At 57.4% G+C, this 25,238-nt stretch carries 22 protein-coding genes; 15 read left to right on the top strand and 7 right to left on the bottom strand.

Annotation, left to right across the window (positions count from 1 at the left end; all coding sequences use genetic code 11):
• Nucleotide 1 precedes the first annotated feature (1 nt).
• The gene (gene hisA, locus Q0792_RS15055; RefSeq protein WP_298842489.1) at nt 2–724 is read right to left on the bottom strand and encodes a 1-(5-phosphoribosyl)-5-[(5-phosphoribosylamino)methylideneamino]imidazole-4-carboxamide isomerase; all 723 of its coding nucleotides are present in this window, start codon (nt 722–724) and stop codon (nt 2–4) included.
• 187 nt (nt 725–911) lie between these two features.
• Between hisA and Q0792_RS15050 the strand changes: the two genes are divergently transcribed.
• Complete coding sequence (locus tag Q0792_RS15050; RefSeq protein WP_298842487.1) at nt 912–1,298, top strand: DUF2147 domain-containing protein; 387 nt, start codon at nt 912–914, stop codon at nt 1,296–1,298.
• Between the two features lie 147 nt (nt 1,299–1,445).
• On the opposite strand, the gene Q0792_RS15045 is transcribed toward Q0792_RS15050, so the two are convergent.
• From Q0792_RS15045 to hisB, 4 genes are all read right to left on the bottom strand, one after another.
• A complete protein-coding gene (locus Q0792_RS15045) occupies nt 1,446–2,336 on the bottom strand; it encodes an alpha/beta hydrolase (protein ID WP_298842484.1) in 891 nt (296 codons plus the stop codon).
• Nucleotides 2,337–3,416, bottom strand: coding sequence for a tartrate dehydrogenase (locus tag Q0792_RS15040; RefSeq protein WP_298842482.1), 1,080 nt, complete (start codon nt 3,414–3,416; stop codon nt 2,337–2,339). It lies immediately after the preceding gene.
• A 209-nt stretch (nt 3,417–3,625) separates the two neighbouring features.
• Nucleotides 3,626–4,264, bottom strand: coding sequence for an imidazole glycerol phosphate synthase subunit HisH (hisH, locus tag Q0792_RS15035; RefSeq protein ID WP_298842479.1), 639 nt, complete (start codon nt 4,262–4,264; stop codon nt 3,626–3,628).
• 1 nt (nt 4,265) lies between these two features.
• A complete protein-coding gene (gene hisB, locus Q0792_RS15030; protein ID WP_298842476.1) occupies nt 4,266–4,853 on the bottom strand; it encodes an imidazoleglycerol-phosphate dehydratase HisB in 588 nt (195 codons plus the stop codon).
• 138 nt (nt 4,854–4,991) lie between these two features.
• On the opposite strand from hisB, the gene Q0792_RS15025 reads away from it, so the two are divergent.
• The 11 genes from Q0792_RS15025 (at nt 4,992) to Q0792_RS14975 (ending at nt 19,430) form a co-directional block, all read left to right on the top strand.
• Nucleotides 4,992–5,231, top strand: coding sequence for an Lrp/AsnC ligand binding domain-containing protein (locus Q0792_RS15025; protein WP_298842473.1), 240 nt, complete (start codon nt 4,992–4,994; stop codon nt 5,229–5,231).
• A complete protein-coding gene (locus Q0792_RS15020; protein WP_298842470.1) occupies nt 5,228–5,569 on the top strand; it encodes a hypothetical protein in 342 nt (113 codons plus the stop codon). The genes Q0792_RS15025 and Q0792_RS15020 overlap by 4 nt, the downstream gene beginning before the upstream one ends.
• A gap of 185 nt (nt 5,570–5,754) precedes the next feature.
• A complete protein-coding gene (locus Q0792_RS15015; RefSeq protein WP_298842467.1) occupies nt 5,755–8,337 on the top strand; it encodes a methyl-accepting chemotaxis protein in 2,583 nt (860 codons plus the stop codon).
• A gap of 58 nt (nt 8,338–8,395) precedes the next feature.
• Complete coding sequence (locus tag Q0792_RS15010; RefSeq protein ID WP_298842464.1) at nt 8,396–9,055, top strand: hypothetical protein; 660 nt, start codon at nt 8,396–8,398, stop codon at nt 9,053–9,055.
• A 159-nt stretch (nt 9,056–9,214) separates the two neighbouring features.
• Nucleotides 9,215–10,510 (top strand): extracellular solute-binding protein, encoded by a 1,296-nt coding sequence (locus tag Q0792_RS15005; RefSeq protein ID WP_298842461.1) that lies wholly within the window; start codon nt 9,215–9,217, stop codon nt 10,508–10,510.
• A gap of 65 nt (nt 10,511–10,575) precedes the next feature.
• Nucleotides 10,576–11,454, top strand: a complete 879-nt coding sequence (locus Q0792_RS15000) for an ABC transporter permease subunit (protein ID WP_298842458.1) — start codon at nt 10,576–10,578, stop codon at nt 11,452–11,454.
• A complete protein-coding gene (locus tag Q0792_RS14995) occupies nt 11,454–12,299 on the top strand; it encodes an ABC transporter permease subunit (protein WP_298842455.1) in 846 nt (281 codons plus the stop codon). Before Q0792_RS15000 ends, Q0792_RS14995 begins: the two co-directional genes overlap by 1 nt.
• Nucleotides 12,299–13,375, top strand: coding sequence for a sn-glycerol-3-phosphate ABC transporter ATP-binding protein UgpC (ugpC, locus tag Q0792_RS14990; RefSeq protein ID WP_298842452.1), 1,077 nt, complete (start codon nt 12,299–12,301; stop codon nt 13,373–13,375). The genes Q0792_RS14995 and ugpC overlap by 1 nt, the downstream gene beginning before the upstream one ends.
• A 142-nt stretch (nt 13,376–13,517) precedes the next feature.
• Nucleotides 13,518–14,267 (top strand): carbohydrate ABC transporter permease, encoded by a 750-nt coding sequence (locus tag Q0792_RS14985; protein ID WP_298842449.1) that lies wholly within the window; start codon nt 13,518–13,520, stop codon nt 14,265–14,267.
• 304 nt (nt 14,268–14,571) lie between these two features.
• Nucleotides 14,572–17,178, top strand: a complete 2,607-nt coding sequence (locus Q0792_RS14980) for an EAL domain-containing protein (RefSeq protein ID WP_298842445.1) — start codon at nt 14,572–14,574, stop codon at nt 17,176–17,178.
• A gap of 395 nt (nt 17,179–17,573) precedes the next feature.
• A complete protein-coding gene (locus Q0792_RS14975) occupies nt 17,574–19,430 on the top strand; it encodes an EAL domain-containing protein (protein ID WP_298842441.1) in 1,857 nt (618 codons plus the stop codon).
• Between the two features lie 158 nt (nt 19,431–19,588).
• Here the strand turns inward: Q0792_RS14975 and Q0792_RS14970 are convergent, their stop codons facing one another.
• Nucleotides 19,589–19,855: a hypothetical protein gene (locus Q0792_RS14970; protein ID WP_298842436.1), complete on the bottom strand. Its 267-nt coding sequence runs from the start codon at nt 19,853–19,855 to the stop codon at nt 19,589–19,591.
• A gap of 689 nt (nt 19,856–20,544) precedes the next feature.
• Between Q0792_RS14970 and Q0792_RS14965 the strand changes: the two genes are divergently transcribed.
• Nucleotides 20,545–21,330 carry a hypothetical protein gene (locus tag Q0792_RS14965; RefSeq protein WP_298842433.1) on the top strand — a complete coding sequence of 262 codons (786 nt, stop codon included), beginning with the start codon at nt 20,545–20,547 and terminating at the stop codon, nt 21,328–21,330.
• Nucleotides 21,331–21,346: 16 nt separating this feature from the next.
• The gene (locus Q0792_RS14960; RefSeq protein ID WP_298842430.1) at nt 21,347–22,531 is read left to right on the top strand and encodes an MFS transporter; all 1,185 of its coding nucleotides are present in this window, start codon (nt 21,347–21,349) and stop codon (nt 22,529–22,531) included.
• 398 nt (nt 22,532–22,929) lie between these two features.
• Here Q0792_RS14960 and Q0792_RS14955 read toward each other — a convergent pair whose 3' ends face one another.
• Nucleotides 22,930–23,952 carry a LacI family DNA-binding transcriptional regulator gene (locus Q0792_RS14955; protein WP_298842427.1) on the bottom strand — a complete coding sequence of 341 codons (1,023 nt, stop codon included), beginning with the start codon at nt 23,950–23,952 and terminating at the stop codon, nt 22,930–22,932.
• A 136-nt stretch (nt 23,953–24,088) separates the two neighbouring features.
• On the opposite strand from Q0792_RS14955, the gene Q0792_RS14950 reads away from it, so the two are divergent.
• Nucleotides 24,089–25,168: a sugar ABC transporter substrate-binding protein gene (locus Q0792_RS14950; protein WP_298842424.1), complete on the top strand. Its 1,080-nt coding sequence runs from the start codon at nt 24,089–24,091 to the stop codon at nt 25,166–25,168.
• Nucleotides 25,169–25,238: the final 70 nt, after the last annotated feature.

Below are 25,238 nucleotides of genomic sequence, written 5' to 3'. Positions count from 1 at the left end.
ATCAGTCCCTGAGCGCTGCGAGCGCCTGTCGCAGGTCGATTGCGCCGTCATAAAGCGCGCGTCCTGAAATCGCGCCGTTCAGGGGCGCTCCACAGTCGCGTAATGCAAGCAGGTCATCCAGTGATGATACGCCACCGGAGGCAATTACCGGGATCGACACTGCGCGCGCAAGGTCGGCCGTGGCGGCAATGTTCGGGCCGCCCATCGCCCCGTCGCGCAGAATATCGGTATAGATGATCGCAGCCACGCCAGCGTCCTCAAACGATTGTGCGAGCTCCGTAACCCGCACATCGGTTTCCTTGGCCCAGCCTTTGGTGGCAACAAAGCCGTTTCGCGCATCTATGCCCACCGCGACCTGTCCCGGAAAGGCGCGCGCGGCCTGCCGCACAAGGTCCGGGTTTTCCACGGCCACAGTTCCCAGGATCACCCGCGCGAGCCCCTTGTCCAGCCAGGTCTCTATGGTGGCCATATCGCGGATGCCGCCGCCTAACTGTGCGGGAACGCTGCAGGATTTCAGGATCGCCTCGACCGGGGCGGCGTTGACGGGCGTGCCCGCAAAAGCACCGTTCAGATCCACGAGGTGCAGCCATTCACAGCCCGCCCCGACAAAGCTCCGGGCCTGAGCTGCCGGGTCGTCGCTGAAGACGGTTGCCTGTTCCATGTCGCCGTGCACAAGACGCACGGCCTGGCCGTCCTTGAGGTCAATGGCGGGGTAGAGAATCATCGTCGGTGTCCTGTCAGCAATGCGCCACGGCGACGTCTGTATCACGCAGGTGTACGCAGGCCGGTACATGCACGAGCTGCGGGAGAAATGCAACGCGACGTAAGGTCAGCCTGATCCGCGACGTAACGACATGCTTGCCCGCTTCCTGCGCTTTGTCAGGGTGCGCCAGGGCTCTGGGAGGACCGACATGAAAAGACTGACAACAATACTAACCGCTCTTGCCGCCACGGCCGGAATGGCAGCCGCCGATCCGCTGGAAGGCACATGGCAGACCGAAGCGGACGAGGGTGCCTTTGCACATATCGACATCGCCCCCTGCGGTGCAAATTTCTGCGGCACAATCGCGCGGACTTTCAAGGACGGGGGAGAGTACAAATCACCCAACCTGGGCAAAACCCTTGTGATCGACATGGCGCCGGCGGGAACCGGTAAATACGAGGGGCAGGTCTGGCGGCCCAGCAATGATAAGATTTATCTGGGCAAGATCGCGCTGAACGGTGACAGCATCAAGCTGCGTGGCTGCGTTGCCGGTGGTCTGATCTGCTCCAAACAGACATGGTCGCGGGTGAAGTAAACCATTGCCTCCGGGCGGCTGGCAACGACCTGGCCCGGCATGATCTGCCGCGCCGGTCTGCGCTCAGGCCATGGTGAAACAGCCGCTGTACAGGACATCAGAGCCCGTGCTGTTCGCAACAGGAATGGTGGTGGACGTGGTGATGCCTCAGTCCGCCAGAAACCCAAGAATATGCCCGGTCAGTTCTGCCGGTGCTTCTTCGGGGATTGCATGGCCACAGGGCAGAGCGACACCCGACACGTCGGTTGCCTTTTCCTGCCAGGTCGCCTTCACGTCATAGAGCGCGCCGACGACGCTCTGCTCACCCCAAACAGCCAGCAGGGGTGCCGTGACGCGACGGGTCTGATCCTCGCGGTCGTGCTCCAGATCAATGCCCGCTGACGCCCTGTAGTCTTCGCAAATCGCATGCAGCGTGCCCGGATCGCGGTAGCTGCGCAGGTATTCGGCAATCGTAACTTCGTCTACTGAACCTTCGATCTTCACCTGGCCCGCGATATGTCGGCGCAGGAAATACTCCGGGTCTGAGGCAATCATTTTCTCAGGCAGCCCATCCGGCTGGATCAGGAAAAACCACCAGAAGTAACGCGTTGCGAATTCCTGATTGGTTTGCCCGTACATAGTGAGCGTGGGCGCAATATCGAGGACCACCAGCCGGTCGACCGCATCCGGAAAATCGAGCGCAAGGCGATGCGCTACCCGTCCACCACGATCATGGCCGACAACCGAAAACGTCTCGTGACCCATATGTTTCATCAGGTTGATCTGGTCGGCCGCCATGACCCTTTTGGAATATGGAAAGTGCGACGGGTCACTTGCTGGCTTGTCGCTGTCGCCATAGCCCCTGAGATCGGGGGCTATGACCTGATAGCCGGCGTTCACCAGGCGCGGGGCAACCCTGCGCCAGGCCACATGGGTCTGTGGATGGCCGTGCAGCAGTAAAACCGGCGCTCCCGTCCCCGCAATGGCGTAATTGACGGTGAGATCCGGCAGACGGACCCTCTGGACGTCAAAGCCCTCAAGGAAAGCCGAGGCGACCACCTATGAGCCTTCCAGCACCGCGTCCGCAATGGCCGCGCCACATGTCCTGGTGTCGGCTGGGCCGCCAAGATCCGGGGTGCGCAGGTCCTCTTCTGACAAAACCCGTTCAATGGCCGCGATAATCGAGTTGCTGGCCTCCTGTGCCCCCAGATGTTCCAGCATCATTGCCGCCGCCCAGATCTGCCCAACGGGGTTGGCAATACCCTGTCCCGCGATATCAGGCGCAGAGCCATGGACCGGCTCGAAAAGGGACGGGAACGTCCCCTCCGGATTGATGTTGCCGGAAGGTGCAATGCCGATAGTGCCGGTGCAGGCAGGGCCAAGGTCGGACAGGATGTCGCCAAACAGGTTGGACGCCACGACGACATCGAACCAGTCCGGATGCAGCACAAACTGCGCCGTCAGAATATCGATGTGGTACTTATCGACCCTGATGTCGGGATAATTTGTCGCCATCTCCGCGACGCGTTCATCCCAGTAGGGCATCGTGATCGAGATCCCGTTGGATTTGGTAGCAGATGTCAGATGCCTGCCGCGCTTTTCCGCCAGATCAAAGGCATACTTCAGAATACGGTCAACGCCGACCCGGCTCATGACGGTTTCCTGCAGAACAATTTCACGATCCGTGCCGGGAAACATCCGGCCCCCGATTGAGGAATACTCACCTTCGGTATTCTCGCGCACGATCATCATGTCGATGTCGCCGGGCGCGCGTCCCGCCAGTGGCAGCGGAACGCCGGGCATGGCGCGGGCAGGGCGCAGGCTGACATACTGATCGAATTCCCGCCGGAACTGAATGAGCGATCCCCAGAGCGAGACATGATCCGGCACAACCTCAGGCCATCCAACGGCTCCGAAAAACAGCGCATCACTGCCGCTTAACTGTTTTTTCCAGTCATCGGGCAGCATTTGCCCGTGCCTCGTATAGTAGTCCGCGGAGGCGAAGTCGTGATCCTGAAAGTCAAACCCCAGACCGAACCGTTTTGAGGCGGCTTCCAGAACACGAACGCCTTCCGGTGTGGTCTCTTTCCCGATCCCGTCGCCCGGTATGACGTCAATCTTCCAGCTGTTTTTCGGCATCTGCTTTGTCCTTATACCCGCACTCTGACTAAGCCAGTTTGTGAGGTCAGACAACAGACGCGCGGTGCAGACCCCGTATGGCTTCCGGGTAGCACGTAGCCTGTCCGATGAACCGGAGAAACTACCCTTTGGCGTGGCAGACCGTTCGTTCCTGAGCCAGGCGGCAGCCTGCGCTCAGGGTTGCGGGCGAAAATCTCCGCCGAACCGGATCAGGGCCGCCAGCTGAGAAAGTTCGCGATCATACGCAGACCGGCGGCCTGGCTTTTTTCGGGGTGAAACTGCAGGCCGATCATGTTGTCGCGACCGATGACAGCGGTGACATCGCCGCCATAGTCCACATGTGCGAGGCGCTGGGCAGGGTCGGTGACCTGCATGTGATAGCTGTGCACGAAATAGGCGTGATCCCCCGTGGTGATGCCATCGAACACCGGATGGCGCGCGTCCAGCACCAGGTCGTTCCAGCCCATATGCGGCACCTTCAGCCCCGTCTGATCCGGTCTGATCCGGGTCACATCACCGCCGATCCAGCCCAGACCGGGCGTTTCGCGATATTCCAGCCCACGCGTGGCCATAAGCTGCATGCCAACACAGATGCCCATGAACGGGCGCCCATGGACAACAACGGCCTCTTTCATGGCCCCGCACAGGCCCGAATGGCCGCTCAGCGCCTGCATGCAGGCCGGGAACGCCCCGTCACCGGGCAGCACAACGCGGTCGGCGCGGGCCACAACATCGGCGTCACCCGTCACGACAACCTCGCCCGCACCGGTTTCACCTGCCATCCGTTCGAACGCCTTCAGCGCCGAATGCAGATTGCCGCTCTCATAGTCGATAATGGCCGTCAGCACTTCAGAGCGCGCCCTTGGTTGAGGGGATTGCGTCTGCCTTGCGCGGATCGGTTTCCAGCGCGTCACGAAGCGCACGCGCAACCGCTTTGAAGGCGGCCTCGGCGATGTGGTGACTGTTCAGCCCGTGCAGCATGTCGACGTGCAGGGTGATGCCGCCGTGGGTGGCAAAGGCCTGGAAAAACTCGCGCACCAGTTCGGTGTCGAAACTGCCGATCTTTGCCGTCGGGAAATCGACATTCCACACCAGAAACGGCCGGGCCGACAGATCAAGTGCCGCGCGCACCAGTGCGTCATCCATCGGCAGCAGACAGGCGCCATAGCGGACGATGCCGCGCTTGTCGCCCAATGCCGCCGCCAGCGCCTGTCCCAGCGCGATACCGGTATCCTCGACCGTGTGGTGGTCATCGATGTGCAGGTCGCCGGTGGCGCGGACCGTCATGTCGATCAGCGCGTGACGCGACAACTGGTCGAGCATGTGGTCAAAAAAGCCAACGCCTGTCTGATTGTCATAAACGCCTGTACCGTCCAGATCGACGGTGACCTGAATATCGGTTTCTGCCGTTGTGCGGGTAATGGTCTGGCTGCGCATGTCCGGGCTCCGGAGGGACTGAATTCCGCGCCCTTATAACAGGCTGCCGTTCTGCGCCAAGGTGTTAACTTGGGGATTGCGGCGGGCGTGCCCTATGTGTCAGCCTGAGGCGGTCAGCATCCGCTTTGGAGAGTGTTTATGTCCACCTGTGTGTTTATCCAGATCCGCTGCAAACCGGGCACGACCTATACGGTGGCCGAAGAGATTGCGCTGCGCGAGATCCATTCGGAACTCTACTCTACCAGCGGCGATTATGACCTGCTGATGAAACTCTATATCCCGGCTGATGCTGATGTGGGCAAATACATCAACGATCAGCTGCTGGATATCAGTGGGATTGAGCGGTCCCTGACGACCATGACGTTCAAAGTGTTTTGAACATCCGTATTCTGGCGGCCCTGCTGTGGTTGCCCGCAGTCGCCGGGCCGGGCTGGGCGCAGAAAACGTACAGCGGAAGCGAGGCGGCGGCCCTGCGGTGTGCCAACACGCTTGCACTGACTGCGATTGCTCTGTCGGACACCGGGCGGATGGGCGAAGCGGAAAAGGACGTGATGCTGGGCATCACGGTGCTGATCCTGGAACGGCATGTCACCGGGACATGGGCACAGAAGAAAGCTGCTCTGGCCGTGGTCCGCGACCGTCGTGACACGCTTGAGACGCTGCGGGATTTTGAGCGCTACGCAGAGACCTGCCTTGCGCAGTTCCCGATAAACTGAGTCCGGCGGCTGCGGGAAGTTAGCTCTGATTGTCGTTATTTCGGACTGAATGCGCGGAAGCGTTTCACTTTTTGATAAGAAACGGCTGCTACCCGGAGAAGAATTGCGCAATCCGGACCGTGTTCTGATCGTTCAGAAGACCGGCCACCGGATTGATGCTCAGACTGAGTTTCCGGGGGTTTCCTGTGCAGAAAATACTGAAAGACGTCACCATCGCAAAACGCCTGCCTGTTTTTATGACTGTGCTTGTCGGCATCACAGTCATTGTCATGGGGGTCGCGAATGTCTTGTCCACGCAGTCCGTCATACGGGCTGGTGCCTCTGAAAAGCTTCAGTCCATTGGTATTCTCAAGCAGAAACGAATTCAGAACCTCCTCGATGACATTGACCGTGATCTGCGCCTTCAGACACTCGAGCCAACCACATCTCAGGCGTTGATTGCACTGACAGACGGGTATTCCTCTCTGGAAAATCCCGAAGAGGTGCTGCGGCGGGTCTACATCACTGAAAATGAATTCCCGACGGGTGAAAAAGACAAACTGGTCAAGGCAGATACCGGGTCCAGCTATGGCTTTATCCACGCAATTTACCATCCGACGTTCGACCGTCTGCAGGATGAGATGGCATATTACGACGTCTTCCTGATCGGTCCGGAGGGGAACCTTGTTTACAGCGTTTTCAAGGAAAATGATTTTGCGACCAATCTGAACAGCGGCGCCTGGAAGGATTCCGGGCTGGCCCAGGCGTTCCGTGGCGCCATGGAGGCCACTGCAGATGCCGACTCGGTTTTCGTGGACTTTCAGCCTTATGAACCGAGCGCATTCGCGCCGGCTGCCTTCATCGCGCGTCCGGTCTTTAACGAACAGGGCACGCGGCTGGGCGTTCTGGCCTATCAGATGCCGGTCGGGCTTGTGAACCGCGCAGCCGGTGAACTGGACGGCCTTGGCAGGACAGCGGATGGTTTCATCGTGGGCGAAGACCGCCTGATGCGAACCGATTCCCCCCTGACCGAAGAAAACGAACTGCTCACGACAATCGTCGACAATGATGCAGTGACCAGCGGCCTCGAAGGCGGTTCGGGCCTTTTTGAGGCGACTGGCCGTGACGGTCAGCGGGTGGCCGGTTATTACGGCGGGTTTGAGTTCAATGGCACACGCCTGGTTTCCATGGTGCAGCAGGACTATGACGACCTCTACGCCGCTGCGTATCGCGCAAAGTATGTTGGCGCGGCCATGGCGCTTACGATTTTTGCGATGACACTGGTTTTGTCCGTATTCTTTTCAAGGACGGTGTCGCGTCCGGTTCAGAGGCTGACCGCATCGGTTTCGGCCGTTGCCAATGGAGAGCTTGACGCTGAAGTGCCTGAAACAGAGCGCGGTGATGAAATCGGTGAACTGGCCCGCGCCACCGAGGTATTCCGCCAGAATGCTCTGAAAATGGAGAAGATGAACGAGGAACAGAAAGCGGCAAGCGCTGAGATGGCGCGTATCAACGAAGAGAAACAGGCCGCGGCCAAACGCGAAGCCGAGATGATGCGTGAGCGCGAGGAAGCAGACCGGGCGGCTGCCGAGGAGCGTGAAGAGATGATGCGCAAACTGGGCAGCTCCTTTGGTGAAGTCGTGCATGATGCGATCGACGGGCGCTTCATAAACCGCGTGGATGCGGACTTTGATGATGAAATCCTGATCGAGCTTGCCGAAAACATCAACAAGCTCATGGAAGCCGTGGATGATGGTCTGAGCCGGACGGGGGGCGTTCTGGAAAAAGTTGCCAGAGGTGATCTGTCTCAGCGACTCGAGGGCGAGTTCAAAGGCTCCTTTGCTGAGCTTCAGACTAACGTGAATGACATGATCACGTCTCTGAACACGCTGATCGGTGATATTTCTTCAAGTGGCAGTACGCTTGCCGAATCCTCTGGTGAACTGCAGCAGACTGCCGATCTACTGTCGCGACAGGCGGAACAGAATGCCGCATCGGTCGAGGAGACGTCAGCCGCACTGGAGCAGCTGTCTGCGAGCATCAGACATGTGAGTGGCAACATTTCCGAAGTGAGCACAAACGCCCGGGAGGCTCGTGACACTGCGGAAACCAGCGAAAAGATTGCCGGTGAGGCCGCAGCGTCCATGGACCGGATCGCCGACGGATCCAGAGAAATTGCGCGAGTTACAGCTGTCATCAACGACATCGCTTTCCAGATCAACCTGCTGGCGCTTAACGCCGGTGTCGAAGCTGCCCGGGCAGGCGAGGCCGGACGTGGGTTTTCGGTGGTCGCATCCGAAGTACGGCAACTGGCCCAGCGTGCGAGTGACGCCGCCCGGGAGATCGGTGAGGTCATTGCACAGAGTGACGCCGCCGTTTCGGAAGGTGTCGAAAATGTTGCCAGTGCGAAGACGTCGCTGGAAGACATCTCCGCGCGTGTTGTCAGTATTTCCGAAAGTGTGGACGAGGTGACGACTGCCATCTCCGAGCAGTCTTCGGGTATCAACGAGATTAACGCGGCGGTGTCGCAGATTGACGGCAACACCCAGAAACAGGCAGCGGCGTTTGAAGAAGTAACGGCGTCCAGCCATCTGCTGGCACAGGAGGCAAAAGAACTGAAACAGTCCACAGCGCGTTTCACGATCCCTGAAGGGCAGTCGCCTGTGCGCCCGGCTCAGCGCGCGGCTGCAGCGGCGCCCTCACCGGTACAGCGCGAAGTGTCGCCCGGCGGATTTGACGATGAGCAGGCCGATGGAACCTACGGCGGTACGGGCTGGGAGGAATTCTGAGACGCGTTTCCGGACCAGCCCGTTGTCTGCCCTGCATGCCTGAAAGCAATCCTGACACTTGAGCCGTCTCGTTCATCCCGATCTGCGCGGCGTTTCCAAGGCGGCGTGCCGGACGGCGCTGCCCGACTTCCCGGTTTTGTTTGGCGCAGCTCGGCTTATCCGGTATTTCATCCGCATGACGGGTGAGCAACATTACGAACATTCTGTCTGGCTCATGCCAGATGGGGAAATGCAGGCAGAGCTCGCAACAGAAACCGCGGCGCTGGCGCGCGCCGCCGGTCAGCCGCCCTTCAGCCCTCATGTCACGGTTGCCGGTGACCTGAAGGGTGCGCCGTTATGCACCGCTGCGCTGTGCCAGGAGATTTTCAGCAATCAGGAGCCTTTCCCGGCAAAAGTCTCTGCAGTCGCAACCGGCCCTTCATACTTCATGTCTCTTTTTCTTTGCCTTTCGGTTCCCGACAGCGTCCTGGCCGCCCGCGAAAAGCTGATCAGAAAGCTGGCAGTGCCCGGAACAAGGCCATGGCAGCCCCATATCAGTGTCGCTTATGGTATGCCCAACGGGGCCGGAAAAACTGCAGAACAGCGCCGTCTGAGCGAGCTTTACCTCGACCGGACGATATCGATCGGCGCAGTCGTCGTTTCCCGATCTTCGGTATCGGTGCCTGCATCCGCCTGGAAGGATATATGCCGCTTCCGGCTTGGTAAGTCGTCCGACTGAAACCTCAAAGGGTGCCATCGCGAAACTTGACACCGAGAGTTGAAGAACTGATGGTATAGCCAGGGGGGAGATAAACTGCTGAGTTGTCATGCAGTTGTCACTGACCTTCCCGTAAAAACAAAAACGCAAATAAGCTGTTCCATTGAAAGGGAGATCCCAATGAAACTTACAACCCTGCTCGCGGCAGGCTTTGCTACTTTTGCCACATCCGCAATTGCGCAGACTGAAATTCAGTTCTGGCATGCAATGGGTGGACGGCTTGGTGAAGTGGTTGAAGAAATTGCCGAGAAGTACAATGCCAGCCAGAGCGACTATGTCCTGGTTCCGACATACAAGGGCGGCTACGAGGACACGATGACGGCAGGTATCGCTGCGTTCCGTGCCAAGCAGCAGCCTGATCTGATCCAGATTTTTGACGCCGGCGCGGCGACCATCATCAACGCAAAAGGCGCGACTGTTCCGGTGGCTGACCTCATGGCTGAACACGCGGGCGGTTTTGACAGCGGTGATTTCATCGAGGGCGTGCGCTATTTCTATGCTGACAGCGATGGCAAGATGATCGGCATGCCGTTCAATTCCTCCACGCCGCTGCTGTATTACAACAAAGACATCTTTGCCGAAGTGGGCATCGACGCGCCGCCCAGCACCTGGGAAGAGTTCGAAGCGATGGCGCCCAAGCTGAAAGAAGCCGGCTATCAGGCGCTTGCACAGAGCCACAGCCCCTGGATTTTCTCGGAGAACTTCCACAGCCGTCACAACCTTCAGATGGCGACGGGCAACAACGGGTATGACAGCACAGATGTGAAAATTCTGTACAACAACCCGGAAATGAAGATGCACTGGACAAAAGTCAAAGAATGGCTGGACGCAGGCTATTACGGCTTTTATGGCCGCGGCTGGGGCGACAACCAGGACGCCTTTGTTCAGAAGAAAACGGCCATGTGGCTTGGGTCTTCTGGATCATTCGGTGGTCTGAAAGCCAGCGCTGACTTCGAATTCGGCACGGCATATCTGCCATACTGGGAGTCCATCATCGAAGAACCCAAGGGTACCTTTATTGGTGGCGCCGCTCTCTTTGCGATGGCCGGCAAGAGTGCCGAGCAGAACGCTGCAACCGCAGATTTCCTGAGCTTCCTGTCCAGCCCGGATGTGCAGTACTTCTGGCACAAAGAAACCGGCTATGTGCCGATCACAAATGCGGCGTATGACGTTGCCAAGGCGGATGGTTACTACGAATCCACACCGGATGCCGAAGTGGGCATTCTTCAGCTGACGCAGCCCGGCGGTGAGTGGACCAAGGGCTATCGGCTCGGTTTCTACGTGCAGATCCGCGATGTGATGTACAAGCACTACGAGGACATCTTCTCGGGTGAAGCGACGGTCGATGAGGCCTTTGCGGCGATCGAATCCGAAGCAAATGATCTGCTTGAGCGTTTCAACGCAACGTACAACTAAAAGAATGGCCGGCGGGGGAAGATCTCCGCCGGCTCCTTTTCGACCGGCCGGGGGGGTCACAATACATGAAGCGCGTCCAGTTCGAGCACAGCGCTGTTCCGTACCTGTTCATTGCACCACAGATCATCATCATCGTGATTTTTTTTCTGTGGCCCGCAGCCCAGGCGATTTACCAGTCTTTCCTGCTTGAAGACGCCTTTGGGCTGTCCTCGCAGTTTGTCTGGTTCCGCAACTACTCAGACACAATTTTCAACCCTTCGTGGCTGCAGGCCGCGTGGTTCACCATCATTTTCTCGTCACTGGTGACCTTCCTGTCACTGTCAATCGCGCTGCTGCTGGCGGTCAAAGCCAATGAGGTTATCCACGGTGCGAGCACCTACAAAACGCTGCTGATGTGGGCCTATGCAATCGCGCCGCCGGTGGCGGGGCTCATGGGCAACCTGATGTTTAATCCGCTGATCGGGGATCTGTACCAGGGCATGAATGCCATCGGTTTCGATTTCGACCACAAACTGGATCCGGTTGACGCGAGCTTTGTTGTCATCCTGATCTCTGTCTGGAAACAGGTCAGTGTGAACTTCATTTTCTTCCTGTCCGGACTGCAGGGCATCCCGAAATCCGTTCAGGAGGCTGCAACCATGGATTGTGACAGCTCCTTCCGGCGCTTCTGGACCATAACGTTTCCGCTTCTTGCGCCCACCACATTCTTCCTGATGGTGATTAACATCACCTACGCCTTTTTTGAGACCTTCGGGATCATCGATACCACCACGCAGGGTGCTCCGGGTGGTGCCACCACGACGCTGGTGTTCAAGGTGTTTCAGGACGGTTTCCGCGGTGCAGATATCGGCGGTTCATCGGCGCAGTCGGTGGTTCTCATGATCATGGTTCTGCTGCTGACGGTCATCCAGTTCCGCTTCATTGAGAAGAAGGTGCATTACTGATGGAACGGCCTTCGATCTCTACACATATCATCCTGATCATCGGTGCGATCTTCATGACGCTGCCGGTCTGGGTCGCCTTTGCCACCTCGACCCACGCGCCCGAGACGATCCTGCGCGAGGGTCTGCAGTTCTGGCCCGGTGGCCATTTCTTCGAGACCTACAACGAGGTGCTTTTTGTCGAAGGCGGCGTGATGAAGAAGGTCACTGCTGTGACCATGCTCAAGAACTCGATGATCCTCGGAATTGGCTTTGCCATCGGCAAGGTTGTCATCTCGATGCTGGCCGCCTATGCGATCGTTTATTTCCGGTTCCGGCTGGGCGTGCCGCTTTTCTGGATCATCTTCATGACCCTTCTGCTGCCGCTCGAGGTGCGGATCATTCCGTCTTATGAGGTGGTGGCCAACATGGGGCTGCTGGATACGCACACCGGACTGATTGTGCCGCTGATTGCCTCGGCAACGGGCACATTCTTTTTCCGGCAGTTTTTCAAATCCGTGCCGGATGAATTGCTGGAGGCCGCCCGCCTCGACGGCGCCTCGGCCTGGGGGTTCTTCAAAGACATCCTTGTACCGATCAGCAAAACGATGATCGCGGCGATCCTGATCATCATGTTCGTCGTCGGCTGGAACCAGTATCTGTGGCCCCTGATCATGACGACACAGGAAGACAATTACACCTTGGTGATCGGCATCAAGCAGATCTATCAGGTGCTGAACGAAGGCGGCGAACTGCCCCAGTTCCAGAAAGCTTTTGCGCTGACCATTCTGGCGACCCTGCCGCCGGTTCTGGTCGTGCTGATATTTCAGAAATGGTTCGTGAAGGGCCTCGTGGAGAGTGAGAAGTAATGGCTCAGGTTGAACTCAGACAGGTCCGCAAAACGTACCCTAACGGTGCCGAGGCTATCTTTGGCGTGGACATGCAGATCGCGGACGGAGAACTGATCGTATTCGTGGGGCCGTCAGGCTGTGGCAAATCTACGTTGCTGCGGATGGTCGCCGGGCTTGAATCGGTCACGTCGGGCGAGATTTCCATCGGGGACAGGGTGATCAATGATGTGTCGCCGTCCCAGCGTGACGTTGCGATGGTGTTCCAGAACTACGCGCTTTACCCGCATATGACTGTGCGGGGGAACATGTCCTACGGACTGAAAAACCGCAAAATGCCTGCTGACGAGATCGAGCGGCGCATTGTTGATGCGGCCAAAATGCTGAAGATCGACCAGTTTCTGGACCGCCAGCCCAACCAGCTGTCGGGTGGTCAGCGCCAGCGTGTGGCCATGGGGCGCGCGATTGTCCGCAACCCGCAGGTTTTCCTGTTTGATGAGCCGCTGTCCAATCTTGACGCAAAGCTGCGCGTGCAGATGCGGATCGAGATCAAAAAGCTCCAGCGAAGCATGAATGTGACCTCTATCTATGTGACCCACGACCAGACAGAGGCCATGACACTTGCCGACCGTCTGGCGGTGATCAACGAGGGCCAGGTGGAGCAGATGGGTGCGCCGATGGAGCTTTATTCCAATCCGCGCACACTCTTTGTTGCGTCGTTTATCGGCGCGCCCCAGATCAACCTGATCCCGGTGACATTTGACGGCACGCATCTTGTAAATGGCGATATAAAGCTTGCCGGATACAGTCGGTTACCGACGGATGCACCGCTTGTGCTGGGGGTGCGTCCGGATGTCCTGTCGCTGCGGGACGACGGGCAGTTTCCCGTCAGTGTGGATCTGGTGGAACAACACGGCGGCGAGAACCTGATCTACGGATCTCTCGCGGGTGCACATTCCGATACCGGCGAGTCGCAGGAAATCTGTCTGAAAGCGGGGCAGGAGCTGCTGCCCGATATGGATGACCGGCTGACGCTCGGGTTTAATCCCGATGAAAGCTTTGTATTCCGTGCGGATACGGGTGAGCGCCTGAAATGAGCGTGGCCCCGCAGGCTGTGAAGTTCTGCAGGCGTCCGGCAGCTCAACCATCAGACCTGTGACCCGGCCCGCCTTACGCCGTGTCTGCACGCATGCGATCCTCCTGGCCGGGATCGTCTTTCTTGTTGGGCCGGTGTTGCTGATGATGTCGTCATCAACCCAACCCACCTCAGACCTGGTAACCGAGGGACTGAAATTCTGGCCCGGCCGTCACGGTCCTGAGAATTTCAGAACTGTTCTGACCCTGCAGGCGGGGTTCACGGATCAGATCACCGCTGCGGACATGCTGCGCAATTCGCTGATTGTTGCATCGGGAATTGCCGGGGCCACAACGCTTCTGTCGCTGCTGGCAGCTTACGGACTTGTCTGGTTTCGGTTGCGGCTGGCTGGTGCATTTCTCTGGATCACACTGGCGACTCTTCTGCTGCCACTGGAGAGCCGGTTCATCACGACGTTTCAGGTGACCTCGGCGCTGGGTCTGATCAATACGTATACCGGTATGATTCTGCCGGCGGTCATGGTTGCTGTGGGCACACTTTTCTTCCGGCAGCTGTTTCTGAGCTTTCCAGGTGAATACCTGGAAGCTGCGCGTCTGGACGGTGCCGGCCCCTGGCGTTTCTTTTCCGACTTCATCCTTCCACTGTCACGCGAAAGGGGCGGCGCGATTTTTGTTGTCTCATTCATGATCGGCTGGAACCAGTATCTGTGGCCACTGCTGATCAGTACCGACGAAAGCCATTACACGCTTGTGCGCGGCATCCGCCTGATCGGTCAGGAAAGCGGCCCGGGCATGGCGCTGGTCGTGCTCACCATTCTGCCACCACTGCTGCTTGTCATCATCTTCCAGCGCTGGTTCCTGCGCGCGCTGTCTGATCAGAAGGAAAGCTTCTGATATCTGCCCGGTTTATGGCCGGAAATGGTGGGCTTTTATCTGTATTTTAAACGAAATTCCCTTTCGGAACCGGGGAGTGCCGCCCGGTTTAAACTGTTCCTCAAACCTTCAGAGACATCTTCGCACGGGCAGAGGAGATGTGGATGTCTGGCGTGGGCCGGTGTTTCTTTTTGACGAACCCTGAGTTTGCGCGAGAGCGACAGGCCATTGTCAGACTTTGCCCGGATCTCTCTCACCGGGTTCCGGCGACCGGCCGGGCATGCCCTTTTGTGTGCCCGTCAGTGTCTGCGCAGGGATAGCATCCATGCAGCGCATCAACTTTATGAGCCGCTTTCTCAAGCTGACGCTCTTTGGATATATTCTGTCGATCGTCTGCATGGCAGGAGCGGTATGGTTTGCCTCGGCACCGACCTTGAAACAGATGCAGCTTGAGGCAAAACGTGCGCACCTCGAAACCAAAGCAAACGTCATCGCATCCATTCTGGACAGTATGGTGGACGAAGGTGAATTCCTTGCCCGGTCCCCGGATATTGTCGACTTTCTGACCGGGCACGAAACAGGTTCCGCCAAAGCCAGGAGCGTGATGCTGACGCTTCAGAATGCGCAGAATGTCCGTCTGATTGATTTCCGCGGGCGGGTGACACTGTCGGTTCTGGATCAGCAGAACAATTCACCTTTTCTCCCGGTTGAGGCCGTGGAAGGGATTGCAGATCTGGTCAGCGGACGGTCTCCGGCACAGCCGCGGATATCGTATCGCCCAGGACGTGGTCAGCACATGGCGCATTTTCTGATTTCTGTTCCGGTCAGCTCGCTTGGTCTCGTCGAAGGTCTTCTTGTTTTTGAAAAAACTGTCGATCTGGAGCATATTCTGACCGCCACTGACGGTCAGCCTGCAACGGTCATTGTGACCACGTTTCAGATGGAGCGCTGGGCGGACTGGTTCGGGCGTGGCGGCTCGATTGTGTCAACGCGTATGCCCAGCGGGGATTTCCATCTGATTGTGGATACTGATCAGAAAACGCTGGCAAGCCTTGGCATGAACCTTGTTGTCACAGCAATCGGGGTGGCGATGCTGGCGCTGGTTCTGCCTTTCAGCATGATGGCAGCCTCGGGCATGAGAGCGATCGTTCGTCCCCACGAAGAACTGGAAAAGTCCCGTGAGGTACTGGCGCAGAAACAGCGGGAACTGGGAGAGCTGGCCCAGATCGCGGAAATGGCAAATGAGAGCATTTTTGTCACCGACGGTGATCAAAAAATCATCTGGGCCAATAATGCTTTCAGCAAAATATCGGGATATGCGCGCGAAGAAGTGGTTGGCATGAAGCCGGGGCAGTTTCTGCACGGGCCTGAAACGGACCCTCAGGCCGTTGCACAGGTGCGGAGAGCCATTCAGAACAGACAACCGGTACAGACCGAACTCGTCAACTACCACAGAGACGGGCGGCCTTACTGGATCAGCCTTGGGATTTCGCCGCTTGAGGCGACTGCGGCAACCGGCCTGCGGTTTGCATCCATCTCGACAGACATCACAGCCACAAAGGAAGCGCAGGAAAAGCTGGCTCAGGCGAAGGCCGCGACCGAGAAACAGTCTTTGCATGATGCGCTGACGGGGTTGCCTAACCGTCGGTGTCTTGATGGCATTCTGGAAGCGGAGGTGACCGACGCTCATCCCCCCCGTACTCTGATCAGGGTGGATCTCGACCACTTCAAGAACGTGAATGACACTCTCGGTCATGCAGCCGGGGATTACGTATTGCAGAATGTTGGTGAAATCCTGAGGCAGGGTATCCGGCCCGGCGATGTAGCCGCGCGCATCGGGGGAGACGAGTTTGTCATCCTGCTTGAGGTAGGTGGTGGTTCGGACACCGCCCGGCGGATGACGGACAGCCTGCTGGTAAAAATCCGGCAGGAGATGAACTTTGAAGGCAAGACCTGCCGGGTTGGAGCGAGCTTTGGGATTGCATCTGCAATGGACGGTCTGCTGGGGAACTCAGATCTGCTGAAAGGCGCTGATTCAGCGCTTTATTCGGCAAAAGAGCACGGGCGGAACACCGCGACGCTTTATACGCCGCAGCTCCATAGTGTCGTAAATGAAAAGCGGATGTTGTCTGCCGAAATAGAACTCGGGATTCGCAATGGCGAGTTTGAGGCGTTCTTCCAACCTCAGTTCGATGCGCGCACCGATGTTCTGGTGGGCGTTGAGGCGCTGGTGCGCTGGATTCATCCGACGCGCGGTCTGCTGCCGCCTGCACAGTTTCTGCGGGTTGCAGAACAGTTGCGGTTCACGCCCGACATTGACCGCCAGGTGTTTGAATTCGGTCTGTCCCGGATCGCACGCCTGAACGCAGCTGGTTACTTCGTACCGAAGATATCCTTTAATATGGATGTACATCAGATAGTTAACACCAGGATCGAGGATATCGTCAAACGACACGAAACCGGTGACACCATCGTTGCCCTTGAAATTCTGGAGAGTGTTCTTGTCGAGGAGCAGGACCAGAACTTCGTTGGTCGTATCAATCATCTTCGCAGCGAGGGGTTCCAGATTGAAGTCGATGATTTCGGGTCAGGCCACGCGTCGGTCATCGGTCTGAAACATCTGAAGCCTCATGTGATGAAGCTTGACCGGATGCTTGTGCAACCGGTGGATTCGGACACTACAGCACGCTCTCTTGCACGGAATATGATAGAAATGGGCAAGGCCCTTGGTATCTCGGTGACGGCAGAAGGTGTCGAAACAGCCCGTCATGCGGCGATCATGCGCAATCTTGGCTGCGACACGCTTCAGGGTTTTTACTTTGCCCGGCCGATGCCTTTTGAGAAACTCGAAGAATTCGTCCGCATGCGTTTGGATGAAAGCTCCGGACTGGTATCGTCATCCATGGCGATGCGCGGGACAGGGCGGAGCTGAACCACCTGCAGTTTTCCGCAGGTTCTGGCCGCTTTTCTCAACGACATATCTCGACCGCATCCGAAGCAGCAGCCTTCATCCTGACGTCGCGCGCGTATCGATGACCTCTCTGGCGGACAATAGGCAAAAATGCTCTCTGACCCGCCGAACCATGCGCCTGAATGGTCTTACGCAGTTGTTTCCGAAGTGTTTTCAGTGCCTGCGGCTGTACAGCAGGTTCCCTTTTAGCGGCGGGTCGCAGAGCGTTTGTGGTTTGTGCGCCACTGCCACCGCAACCCTGTGTCGGGGCCCGGAACAGATCATTCGACTTTTCAATAAAAGGCCGAGTTTGCGTCGTGCAGACTTAAGCGTTCTTAATTGTTTGGATGCGATGTTTCCCGAGAACAAAGCAGAACGTGGCCGTGATACCTGCTCAGATATTCAATCAGATCAATGACAAGTCCGCGGAAGGCCTTGTACTCGCCCTGGCGTCGGGCGACGACGGCGCAGTCATGGAAGTTCAGTGGTGTAACAGGGCCTTTTCCAGAATAACGGGGTATTCAGAAGCAGAAGCCGTTGGCCAGCGTGGCACGATCCTTGTCGGACCGGACGTGGAGCAGGGAGTTCACCTCTTCATCATCGAAAAACTGATGAACTGGGAGAATTTCTCGACAAGAACCCTGAATACCCGAAAGAACGGAGAGGTTTACTGGCAGCGCATGAGATGGACACATCTGTCTGACGCGGAAACCGGTGATCACTGGTGGCTTTGTTCCATCGTTGAACTGGAGGATCAGGTCGTAATATCGGGGCAATCGGGTTCGGAGCGACCTGCAGTCACCGATCAGGAAAGTTACGAACGCCTTGTGGCGAAAGTTCACAGACTTGAAAAGGAAAATACGCGGCTTCACAAACTCGCAAAGTCGGTGGCAAGGGACGCAAACGAAGACGCGCTGACGGGTTTATCAAACCGACGGCATTTTGAAGTTGAACTGAAAACCTGGATTGAGAACCTGAAGAAAAACGGGACCGAGTTTGCTGTCCTCTATATTGATCTGGACCGCTTCAAATTTGTAAACGACACGCTGGGTCATGACGCAGGGGACAGGTTGCTTGTTTCTGTGGCCAGCATGCTAAAGGAACTGACCACCGACTCAGATCTGGTGGCGCGCCTCGGTGGCGACGAATTTGTGATCCTGAAACCGCTGGCAAAGAGTGCTTTGAATATCAGCAGCCTCGCCGATGAGATCGTTCAGCGGATGCAGGCCCCTTTTTCGTGTGAAGGTAAATCGACGGCCTGCAGTGCCAGCGTCGGGGTGGCGATCGCCAAGACGAATATGGAAGACCCTGAGCAGGTGGTCGCAGATTCAGATGCAGCACTTTATCACGCGAAATCTCAGGGCAAGGGGCGCTGGTCATTCTTTACAGAAGAGATGCATGCGCAGTCGATCGCGACCAAACAACTGGCCTCTGACCTTCTGGTAGCCTGCGAACGCCAGGAGTTTATCCCATATTTTCAGCCGTTGATTGATGCACAGACCGGCAGGATTGCCTGTGCTGAAATGCTGGTGCGCTGGAACCATCCCACGCGCGGCGTCCTGGCCCCGGTACACTTTCTGGATACTGCGGCAAACATGGGAATTCTAAAGCGGGTCGACGAAAACATTTTTTCCAGCCTGCACGGCGCGTTGTCGCGTCTCGATGATGCCGGGGTTGACCTCCCGCGGGTTGCTGTCAACGTATCGGCTGCGCGTCTGGCGGATCCGACCTTCATCCACGACATCAAAAGTTCGGGCATCAGCCCGGACAGGCTGACCGTCGAAATTCTGGAGTCAGTATATCTTGACCGGATGGGGGACGTGGTGCGCTGGACGATTGATGAACTGGACGAACTGGGTGTGACGATTGCGCTTGATGACTTCGGCACAGGGCACGCTTCCGTGCGTGGCCTTCTGGAGATCAGGCCGGCGATCCTGAAAATCGATCGGCACTTCATACAGCTTGTTGTCGACGACGCCAGCGCAAGACCCCTTGTCGCGTCTATCATTGGCATCGGGAAGAGTCTTGGCATGCGGGTGGTCGCCGAAGGGGTCGAAACGGAAGAGCACGCACGGATTGTGAGCGACATGGGCAGCGACTATCTGCAGGGATTTTATTTCGGCAAACCAATGAGTGAGGACGATCTGCGGGATAAACTGCTTGAGAATGAGGGTAATTTCTGGCCGCGTCGATCTGTTGAAAACAGTTCCAAATCTGTTCAGCAAGCTGGCTGAACAGTCTGATCATCTGAAAGGGTGTAATACCTTATGGCGGTCAGACTGATCGAAAAAACTGCGCCAGAAAAAAGTGAATGAATCACCTACCAGCGAAACGAACACGAAACCTGGCGTCAACATGAACTGCCGGGGCAGTTCACAATCTGTTTACCGGATCAGGCGGCAGCTGTCTCGGCGAGGTGCACGGCGCGGTCGAGAGCCTCGTCAGCGCAATATGTCGGCGGTGCGGCAGAGCAGACCTGTCGCCGCCCTGGGCCGATCTCATAGACGCACGACACAAAGGCACCATCAGCAATCGCGGACGCGCAGGGTATCCATCGTCCCCCGGGTCCCTCAATTGCCTCACCTATAAGCACGTTAACCGCACCCGCAGGCGGACAGGACACCAGCACCGAATCGTCAAACAACGTGTGAATACTCATGATACTCCCTTTCGCAGGACACTATCCGTGGCTGGTCGGGCGGTTCTGTGGCAACGCTCGGCCCGCTGCCTCTGTGTTGCCTTATTTTGCTGCGCTCAGGCGGGTACGAGGGCAGAAACGCCCTGAGCCATGTGATCGCCTCAAGACCTGGAATTCAATATAGCTAAATGAAAACAGTGCACTAGGTGAAATGCGTCACTCTGTCCGAGATCGCTTCACTTTTAACAGTATTTCATAATCCGGCCGCCTTTTCGGGCAGTTCGCCGCAACGTCAAACTTATTGAACCACACGCGGTACCCGCAGGTGTACCGGCAAGACGGAAGGTCGGAACATACCGCGCTGTGAGACCCGGACCCGATAGGGCTCTGAACACACTGGCTCACAAAGCTGCTGGAAGCACATGGCGGGATGTCCTCGGCTACCCGGGTCGTATCCGGTCAGATTCCGTGGAGGCGCTGCTTCTGAACCGGCGCCAAGCGCTATCTCCGCCAGAGAGGATTCAGGGCTGTTCTCTGTTACTTCCACATTTATGGCATGACGGCCACACAAGGCAGCAACCGACGCGGAATCTTGCCAGAACGGAAAGGTGGCTAACACATCATTAACCAAATGATGGGAGCCTGCACTCTCCGGCGGGTCGAGCGGGTAGACTGGATAAGTATTTTTCCGAGTAGAGAGGGTAAGCTTGATGGGTATTTTACCGAGCAGGCTGTTTGAGCTGACGAAACAACTGTCCGGCATTATGCAGGACCTTGAAGCCTCAGGTATCACAATCGAGATCGGTGACGATTTTGCACGTTACCGTGCGCTTCGCAGCCAGCAGAAAGACCGGGGCGCGATCTATCCGATGTTTGATGTCGCCAGTTCCTATATTGATCGCGGAAACGGGTTCTGGATCTGCGGGTTCAACCCGAACGGTGAGTTGATCCACACGCAGGCGGTACGCCTCCTGGATCTGACCGGTACGACGCTTGCAACACACCTGCATGATCACCGGCACAAGTATATTACCCCCGACACCACACCCGATCCTGACCAGACATTTTACTCCGGGCCGGAAGCTTTGCGGATTATCACAGGCAAAGTCTGTTATCAGGGCGACTTCTGGCTGCGAGCACGCGGCCTTGGCGGCCCGCGCAGCCAGGGTGCTACAGCGCTCTTGTCGCGTGTTCTGCTTGAAGTCATGGTCGGTGCCTGGACCCCCTCTTTTGTTTTTGCCTTCGTTCCAAAGCAGCTGGGGGCCAAAGGTGCACATCTCAGATACGGCTATAATCACTGTGAACCTGGCCGGTGGCTGGGCCCTGATATGCAGGTCACCGAGGAAGACTACCTGATCTGGATGGGGGCCAACGACATGGCCAATCTGGTCGGCCGGGAGCCGCTCAACCTGCAGCGACCAGCCGGTGTTTCCGCCGTCAGAACCAATGGCGGGACGGACGTCAGCGGTGTTCTTGATGCCAGAGCAATAATCTGACGGACGGCAGGGGGCGATGGGTTCACACACACCGGAAATAGGCAGAAGCCCGGCAGTCGCCGTTTCATCGCCAACCGCGATCGTTGGCCCGATCGCGGCAAACATTGCTTTTGTGATGGAGCTTACGCTTGTGCCGCTTCTGCTGCCTGCTATCCGGGATCAGTTCGGCCTGTCGGTTGCTGATCTGGCATGGGTGTTTAATTCCTATGGTATCGCTGTTGCCCTCGGCGTCCTGCTGGGCGGATGGTGCGGCGATACTCTCGGTACGCGAAAGGTGTTTGGCTGCGGTGTGGCGCTGTTTGCTGCCGGGTCGCTGCTTGTTGCTGCGTCAGACAGTTTCGAGGCGCTCATCGCCGGCCGGGTGTTGCAGGGCCTGGGGGGCGGCATATTCTCTCCGCTGATCCCACTGTTGCTGACGCGTGCGTCCCCGCACAGACCCGGGCGTATGCTGATTGTCTGGGGCAGCATCGCCGGGTATGTCGCCGCATTTGCGCCTTTGATTTATGCTACATTCCTTGATGGCAGTAACTGGCGTCTGGCATTCATTCTGAATGCTGTGATTGCAGTTCTCGCCGTGGCAATTCTCATCGGTTATGCGATGGCTGACGGGCCGGCACGGCAAACCCGTGCCAAAATGGACTATGCCAGGCTGTTTCGGGCCCGGAATCTGTGGTTAACGTTCATCTATGTTTTCTGTACATACGGATCGATCACCTACTTTCTTTTTCGTCTGCCAGTCTGGCTGTCGGGAAATGAGGTGGAGGCGGCGAGCGTAGGCTTTCTGCTGTCGGTCATGTGGCTGACATTCTCGGGCTCAAGTACTCTGTTGCGAAATCTCGTCGACAAGCCTCATATCCGGACTGTGATGCTCGCCGCGCCGCTGCTTATTGCGACTGCTCTGCCGCTCCTGTTCTATACCGACAACCTGTTTCTCCTAGTAATGTCTGCGGTGCTGGTTGGCTCTGGTCTGGCCTGCAGCAATGCTCCGTCTACTCAGCTGATCCTCAGGTTCGCGCCGGAAGGCATGAGCGCGGTATCCACGAGCCTGGACATTACGTTTGCACGGCTTGGGGGCATCGTGACGGTCGCTGTTCTGGCGGACACGCAGCTCGCCGCCGCAGGTGTGGTGGTGTGCCTCCTGTGTCTGGTGGCGGCGCTGTGCAGTGTCACTGTCAGCAGGCAACTTGCGACGGGTCAGTAGAAACCTCACACCTGCCAATGGCTCTGCAATCGGTTTCGCGGAAAAAGGTGCGGCGCGATAAAATCTGATCACTGAAACCGGCCACAGCGCGGTGACCGATTCCGCAGTGACGAACCCGGCCGGAGCCGGCAGGTCGCGTTGGTTGGCATGCTGAACCCGCGCGTGACGTCAGCAGTTGTGTGAGGCGGCAATGGCCTTTGCTGCACACTGGCTTCACATCCTGTGTGGAGCCTTCTGACATCAATGCACCAGACCATTGATGGCTTCCACGTTGATGAAAGCTGAAGTCAGGGAGCTTTGCCGAATATCGTTCTTCAGAGCTTGCGAAGAAGGGTTAATGCGCTGGCAAAAGGGTGCGCGAAACAGGGGTCATTTCAGATATTGCAAAGATGTCGTGTTCACGTTGTTTGTCCGATCCGCAACCGGGCTGGAATTTCTACTCTGTTCACGCCCGGATGATCCTCCGGCTCCATGAGCCAGCGCGCGGCAGCAAGACCGATGTCGTAGCGCGGTGTCACCGTCGTTGTCACCAGTCTGGGCAACGCGGACAAAAACGCGAGACCATTGAAACCCGCCAGAGCTATCTCGTCCGGCGTGGAAATCCCTTCGGCAAGACAGTGCATCAGTCCGCCAGCGGCCATATCATCGTTTGCAAAGTAGATCGCATCTGGCCGCCCGTCCCGTTGCAGAATACGGTTGGTGATCGTGCGCCCGACTTCCATGGAGGAGGCGTCCTCGGACGTTTCAGTTGCAACTATCTGCGCACCGGCTTCTCTGATGACTTTTGCGAAAGCCTCAAAGCGTTTGGTTGCGCGCAGATCCAGCCCGCCCTGACTGCCCACATAGCCAAACGTCCGGTGCCCGCGTTCAATAAGGTGCCGGGCCATTTCCTGACCGGCCCTGATCTGGGAAAACCCGAAACAGGCAGAGATAGGATCACCATCGGTGTCCATGATTTCCGCGACGCGTACACCGGTCTGGGCGATGATCTTCCGCAGTGAGTCTGTGTGCTCCAGACCTGGCAGAATCAGACCACGCGGGCGCCAGGACAAGAGGTCAAAAACAAGATCCTCTTCCGTCTCCGGTGAATATTCGGATACCCCGAAAACCGGTCTGAGGCCGCTTTCATCGAGTGCGTCATTGATTCCGGACAATACTTCTGTGAACACGCGGTTCTGCATCGTCGGTACTACGACACCGACTATCGGGTTGTCATAGGATGCGTTTCCTCCGGCCAGTCGGTTGTGCACGTATCCGATCTTTCTGGCCGCGGTAACCACTTCTTTTCTCACATCTTTTGAAATGTAACCCGCACTGCGCATCACGCGCGAAACCGTCATCTGGCTGACGCCCGCTTCACGGGCCACATCATGCATCGTGGGCAGTGCCCTGTTCGCGTCCGGTGATCGCCGTCTTGCCATTTCGGGTGTGTCTTCCGATTCATTGCTTGACGTATGTTTACGTAAACATTTACGTTCAGTGCAATGTGTTTACGTAAACATACGTCGCGCATCAAATGAATTTACAGGGTGGCGGTGTGACCGCCTGGGAGGAAAAATGAAGAAACTGCTACTCAGCTCGGCCATCTTCGTGGCGTCTGCAGGCGTCGCATTTGCAGATACCTATCGTCCGGAATGTTTTGCTCCGGCGCCTGGAACATCGTCCGTTTCCTATGACGCAAAGGAAGGCCCGTACAAACTTGCCTTCGTCAATGGATTTGCCGGAAACGACTGGCGCATTCAGGCGATCCAGTCGGCCAAGGCGTGGGCCGCCAGACCGGAGAATGCGGGCAAGATTGACGAATTTACCGTAGTGTCGGTTGGCAATGACAGCGCAGCGCAGATCGCGGCCATCGATAACTTCATAGCTGCGGGTTACGACGCGATCACGTTTATTGCGGTGAACCCGACAGCGTTTGAGCCGGTCATCCGTCGTGCCGAACGCGCCGGCACCGTTCTGGTACCTTTCGACAACGTGCTCGATACTGACAAAGTGGTTCAGATCAATGAAAGCCAGAAGGACCTGGGCGCGCTCAAGGCCCGCACGGTCATGGACATCCTCGGCGGCGAGGCCGACAAGATTCTGATGGTCAACGGTTTGCCCGGCAATGCGACGGACCGTGATCGTCGTCTTGGTATGATGAGTGTCCTGGAACAGGTCGATGGCCTTGAGATCGTAGAGGTTGTCGGCAACTGGGATACCGGGACGAGCCAGAAGGTGGTTGCGGACGCTCTTGCGACGCATGGTGAATTCGATGCTGTTGTGTCACAGCACGGATCGGCGGGTTCGATCAACGCAATGCAATCTGCAGGCCACCCCATTGTTCCGATGGGTGTCGACGGCGAGAACGGCGTGCGTATGCTGATGAGCGAGCTGGACATTCCGGGCATTTCGGCCAGCCAGGCGCCTGCTATGTCGGCCATCGCGCTCGAAGCGGCTGTGGCTCTGCTGGAAGGAAACGAACTGCCACAAACCGTCTATCTGCCAATCCCGCAGGTAAAATCTGACGAGCTGGAGGCTGGTGTGAACTATTTTCCGGACCTTCCGAAGTCTTTCAACACCGGAACAGGTTATGCCGAGTGCTTTGCGCCCTTCACACCTGAAGAGCTGTTGGGCCAGTCGCCCGACAACACCTGAGCAACGGGAACCTTCTACCTGACCCGCAGCGGCACGGCAGGTGTCGTGCCGCTGCATCTTCTCGAAAGTG

The organism is uncultured Roseobacter sp., from assembly GCF_947495025.1.
Lineage (GTDB): Bacteria > Pseudomonadota > Alphaproteobacteria > Rhodobacterales > Rhodobacteraceae > Roseobacter.
The sequence above is the reverse complement of the archived record's forward strand: the minus strand, read 5'-3'. Positions and strand labels throughout refer to the sequence as shown.

Bases quoted from the DNA above. Each gene is read 5' to 3' on its own strand.
- hisB (WP_298842476.1), bottom strand. From the start codon at position 4,853: ATGCGCAGCCAGACCATTACCCGCACAACGGCAGAAACCGATATTCAG.
- Q0792_RS14985 (WP_298842449.1), top strand. From the start codon at position 13,518: ATGATGTCGTCATCAACCCAACCCACCTCAGACCTGGTAACCGAGGGA.
- Q0792_RS14965 (WP_298842433.1), top strand. From the start codon at position 20,545: ATGGGTATTTTACCGAGCAGGCTGTTTGAGCTGACGAAACAACTGTCC.
- Q0792_RS15000 (WP_298842458.1), top strand. From the start codon at position 10,576: ATGAAGCGCGTCCAGTTCGAGCACAGCGCTGTTCCGTACCTGTTCATT.
- Q0792_RS15050 (WP_298842487.1), top strand. From the start codon at position 912: ATGAAAAGACTGACAACAATACTAACCGCTCTTGCCGCCACGGCCGGA.
- Q0792_RS14995 (WP_298842455.1), top strand. From the start codon at position 11,454: ATGGAACGGCCTTCGATCTCTACACATATCATCCTGATCATCGGTGCG.
- Q0792_RS14955 (WP_298842427.1), bottom strand. From the start codon at position 23,952: ATGGCAAGACGGCGATCACCGGACGCGAACAGGGCACTGCCCACGATG.
- Q0792_RS15040 (WP_298842482.1), bottom strand. From the start codon at position 3,416: ATGCCGAAAAACAGCTGGAAGATTGACGTCATACCGGGCGACGGGATC.
- ugpC (WP_298842452.1), top strand. From the start codon at position 12,299: ATGGCTCAGGTTGAACTCAGACAGGTCCGCAAAACGTACCCTAACGGT.
- Q0792_RS14980 (WP_298842445.1), top strand. From the start codon at position 14,572: ATGCAGCGCATCAACTTTATGAGCCGCTTTCTCAAGCTGACGCTCTTT.
- hisA (WP_298842489.1), bottom strand. From the start codon at position 724: ATGATTCTCTACCCCGCCATTGACCTCAAGGACGGCCAGGCCGTGCGT.
- Q0792_RS15025 (WP_298842473.1), top strand. From the start codon at position 4,992: ATGTCCACCTGTGTGTTTATCCAGATCCGCTGCAAACCGGGCACGACC.
- Q0792_RS14950 (WP_298842424.1), top strand. From the start codon at position 24,089: ATGAAGAAACTGCTACTCAGCTCGGCCATCTTCGTGGCGTCTGCAGGC.
- Q0792_RS15005 (WP_298842461.1), top strand. From the start codon at position 9,215: ATGAAACTTACAACCCTGCTCGCGGCAGGCTTTGCTACTTTTGCCACA.
- Q0792_RS14960 (WP_298842430.1), top strand. From the start codon at position 21,347: ATGGGTTCACACACACCGGAAATAGGCAGAAGCCCGGCAGTCGCCGTT.
- Q0792_RS14970 (WP_298842436.1), bottom strand. From the start codon at position 19,855: ATGAGTATTCACACGTTGTTTGACGATTCGGTGCTGGTGTCCTGTCCG.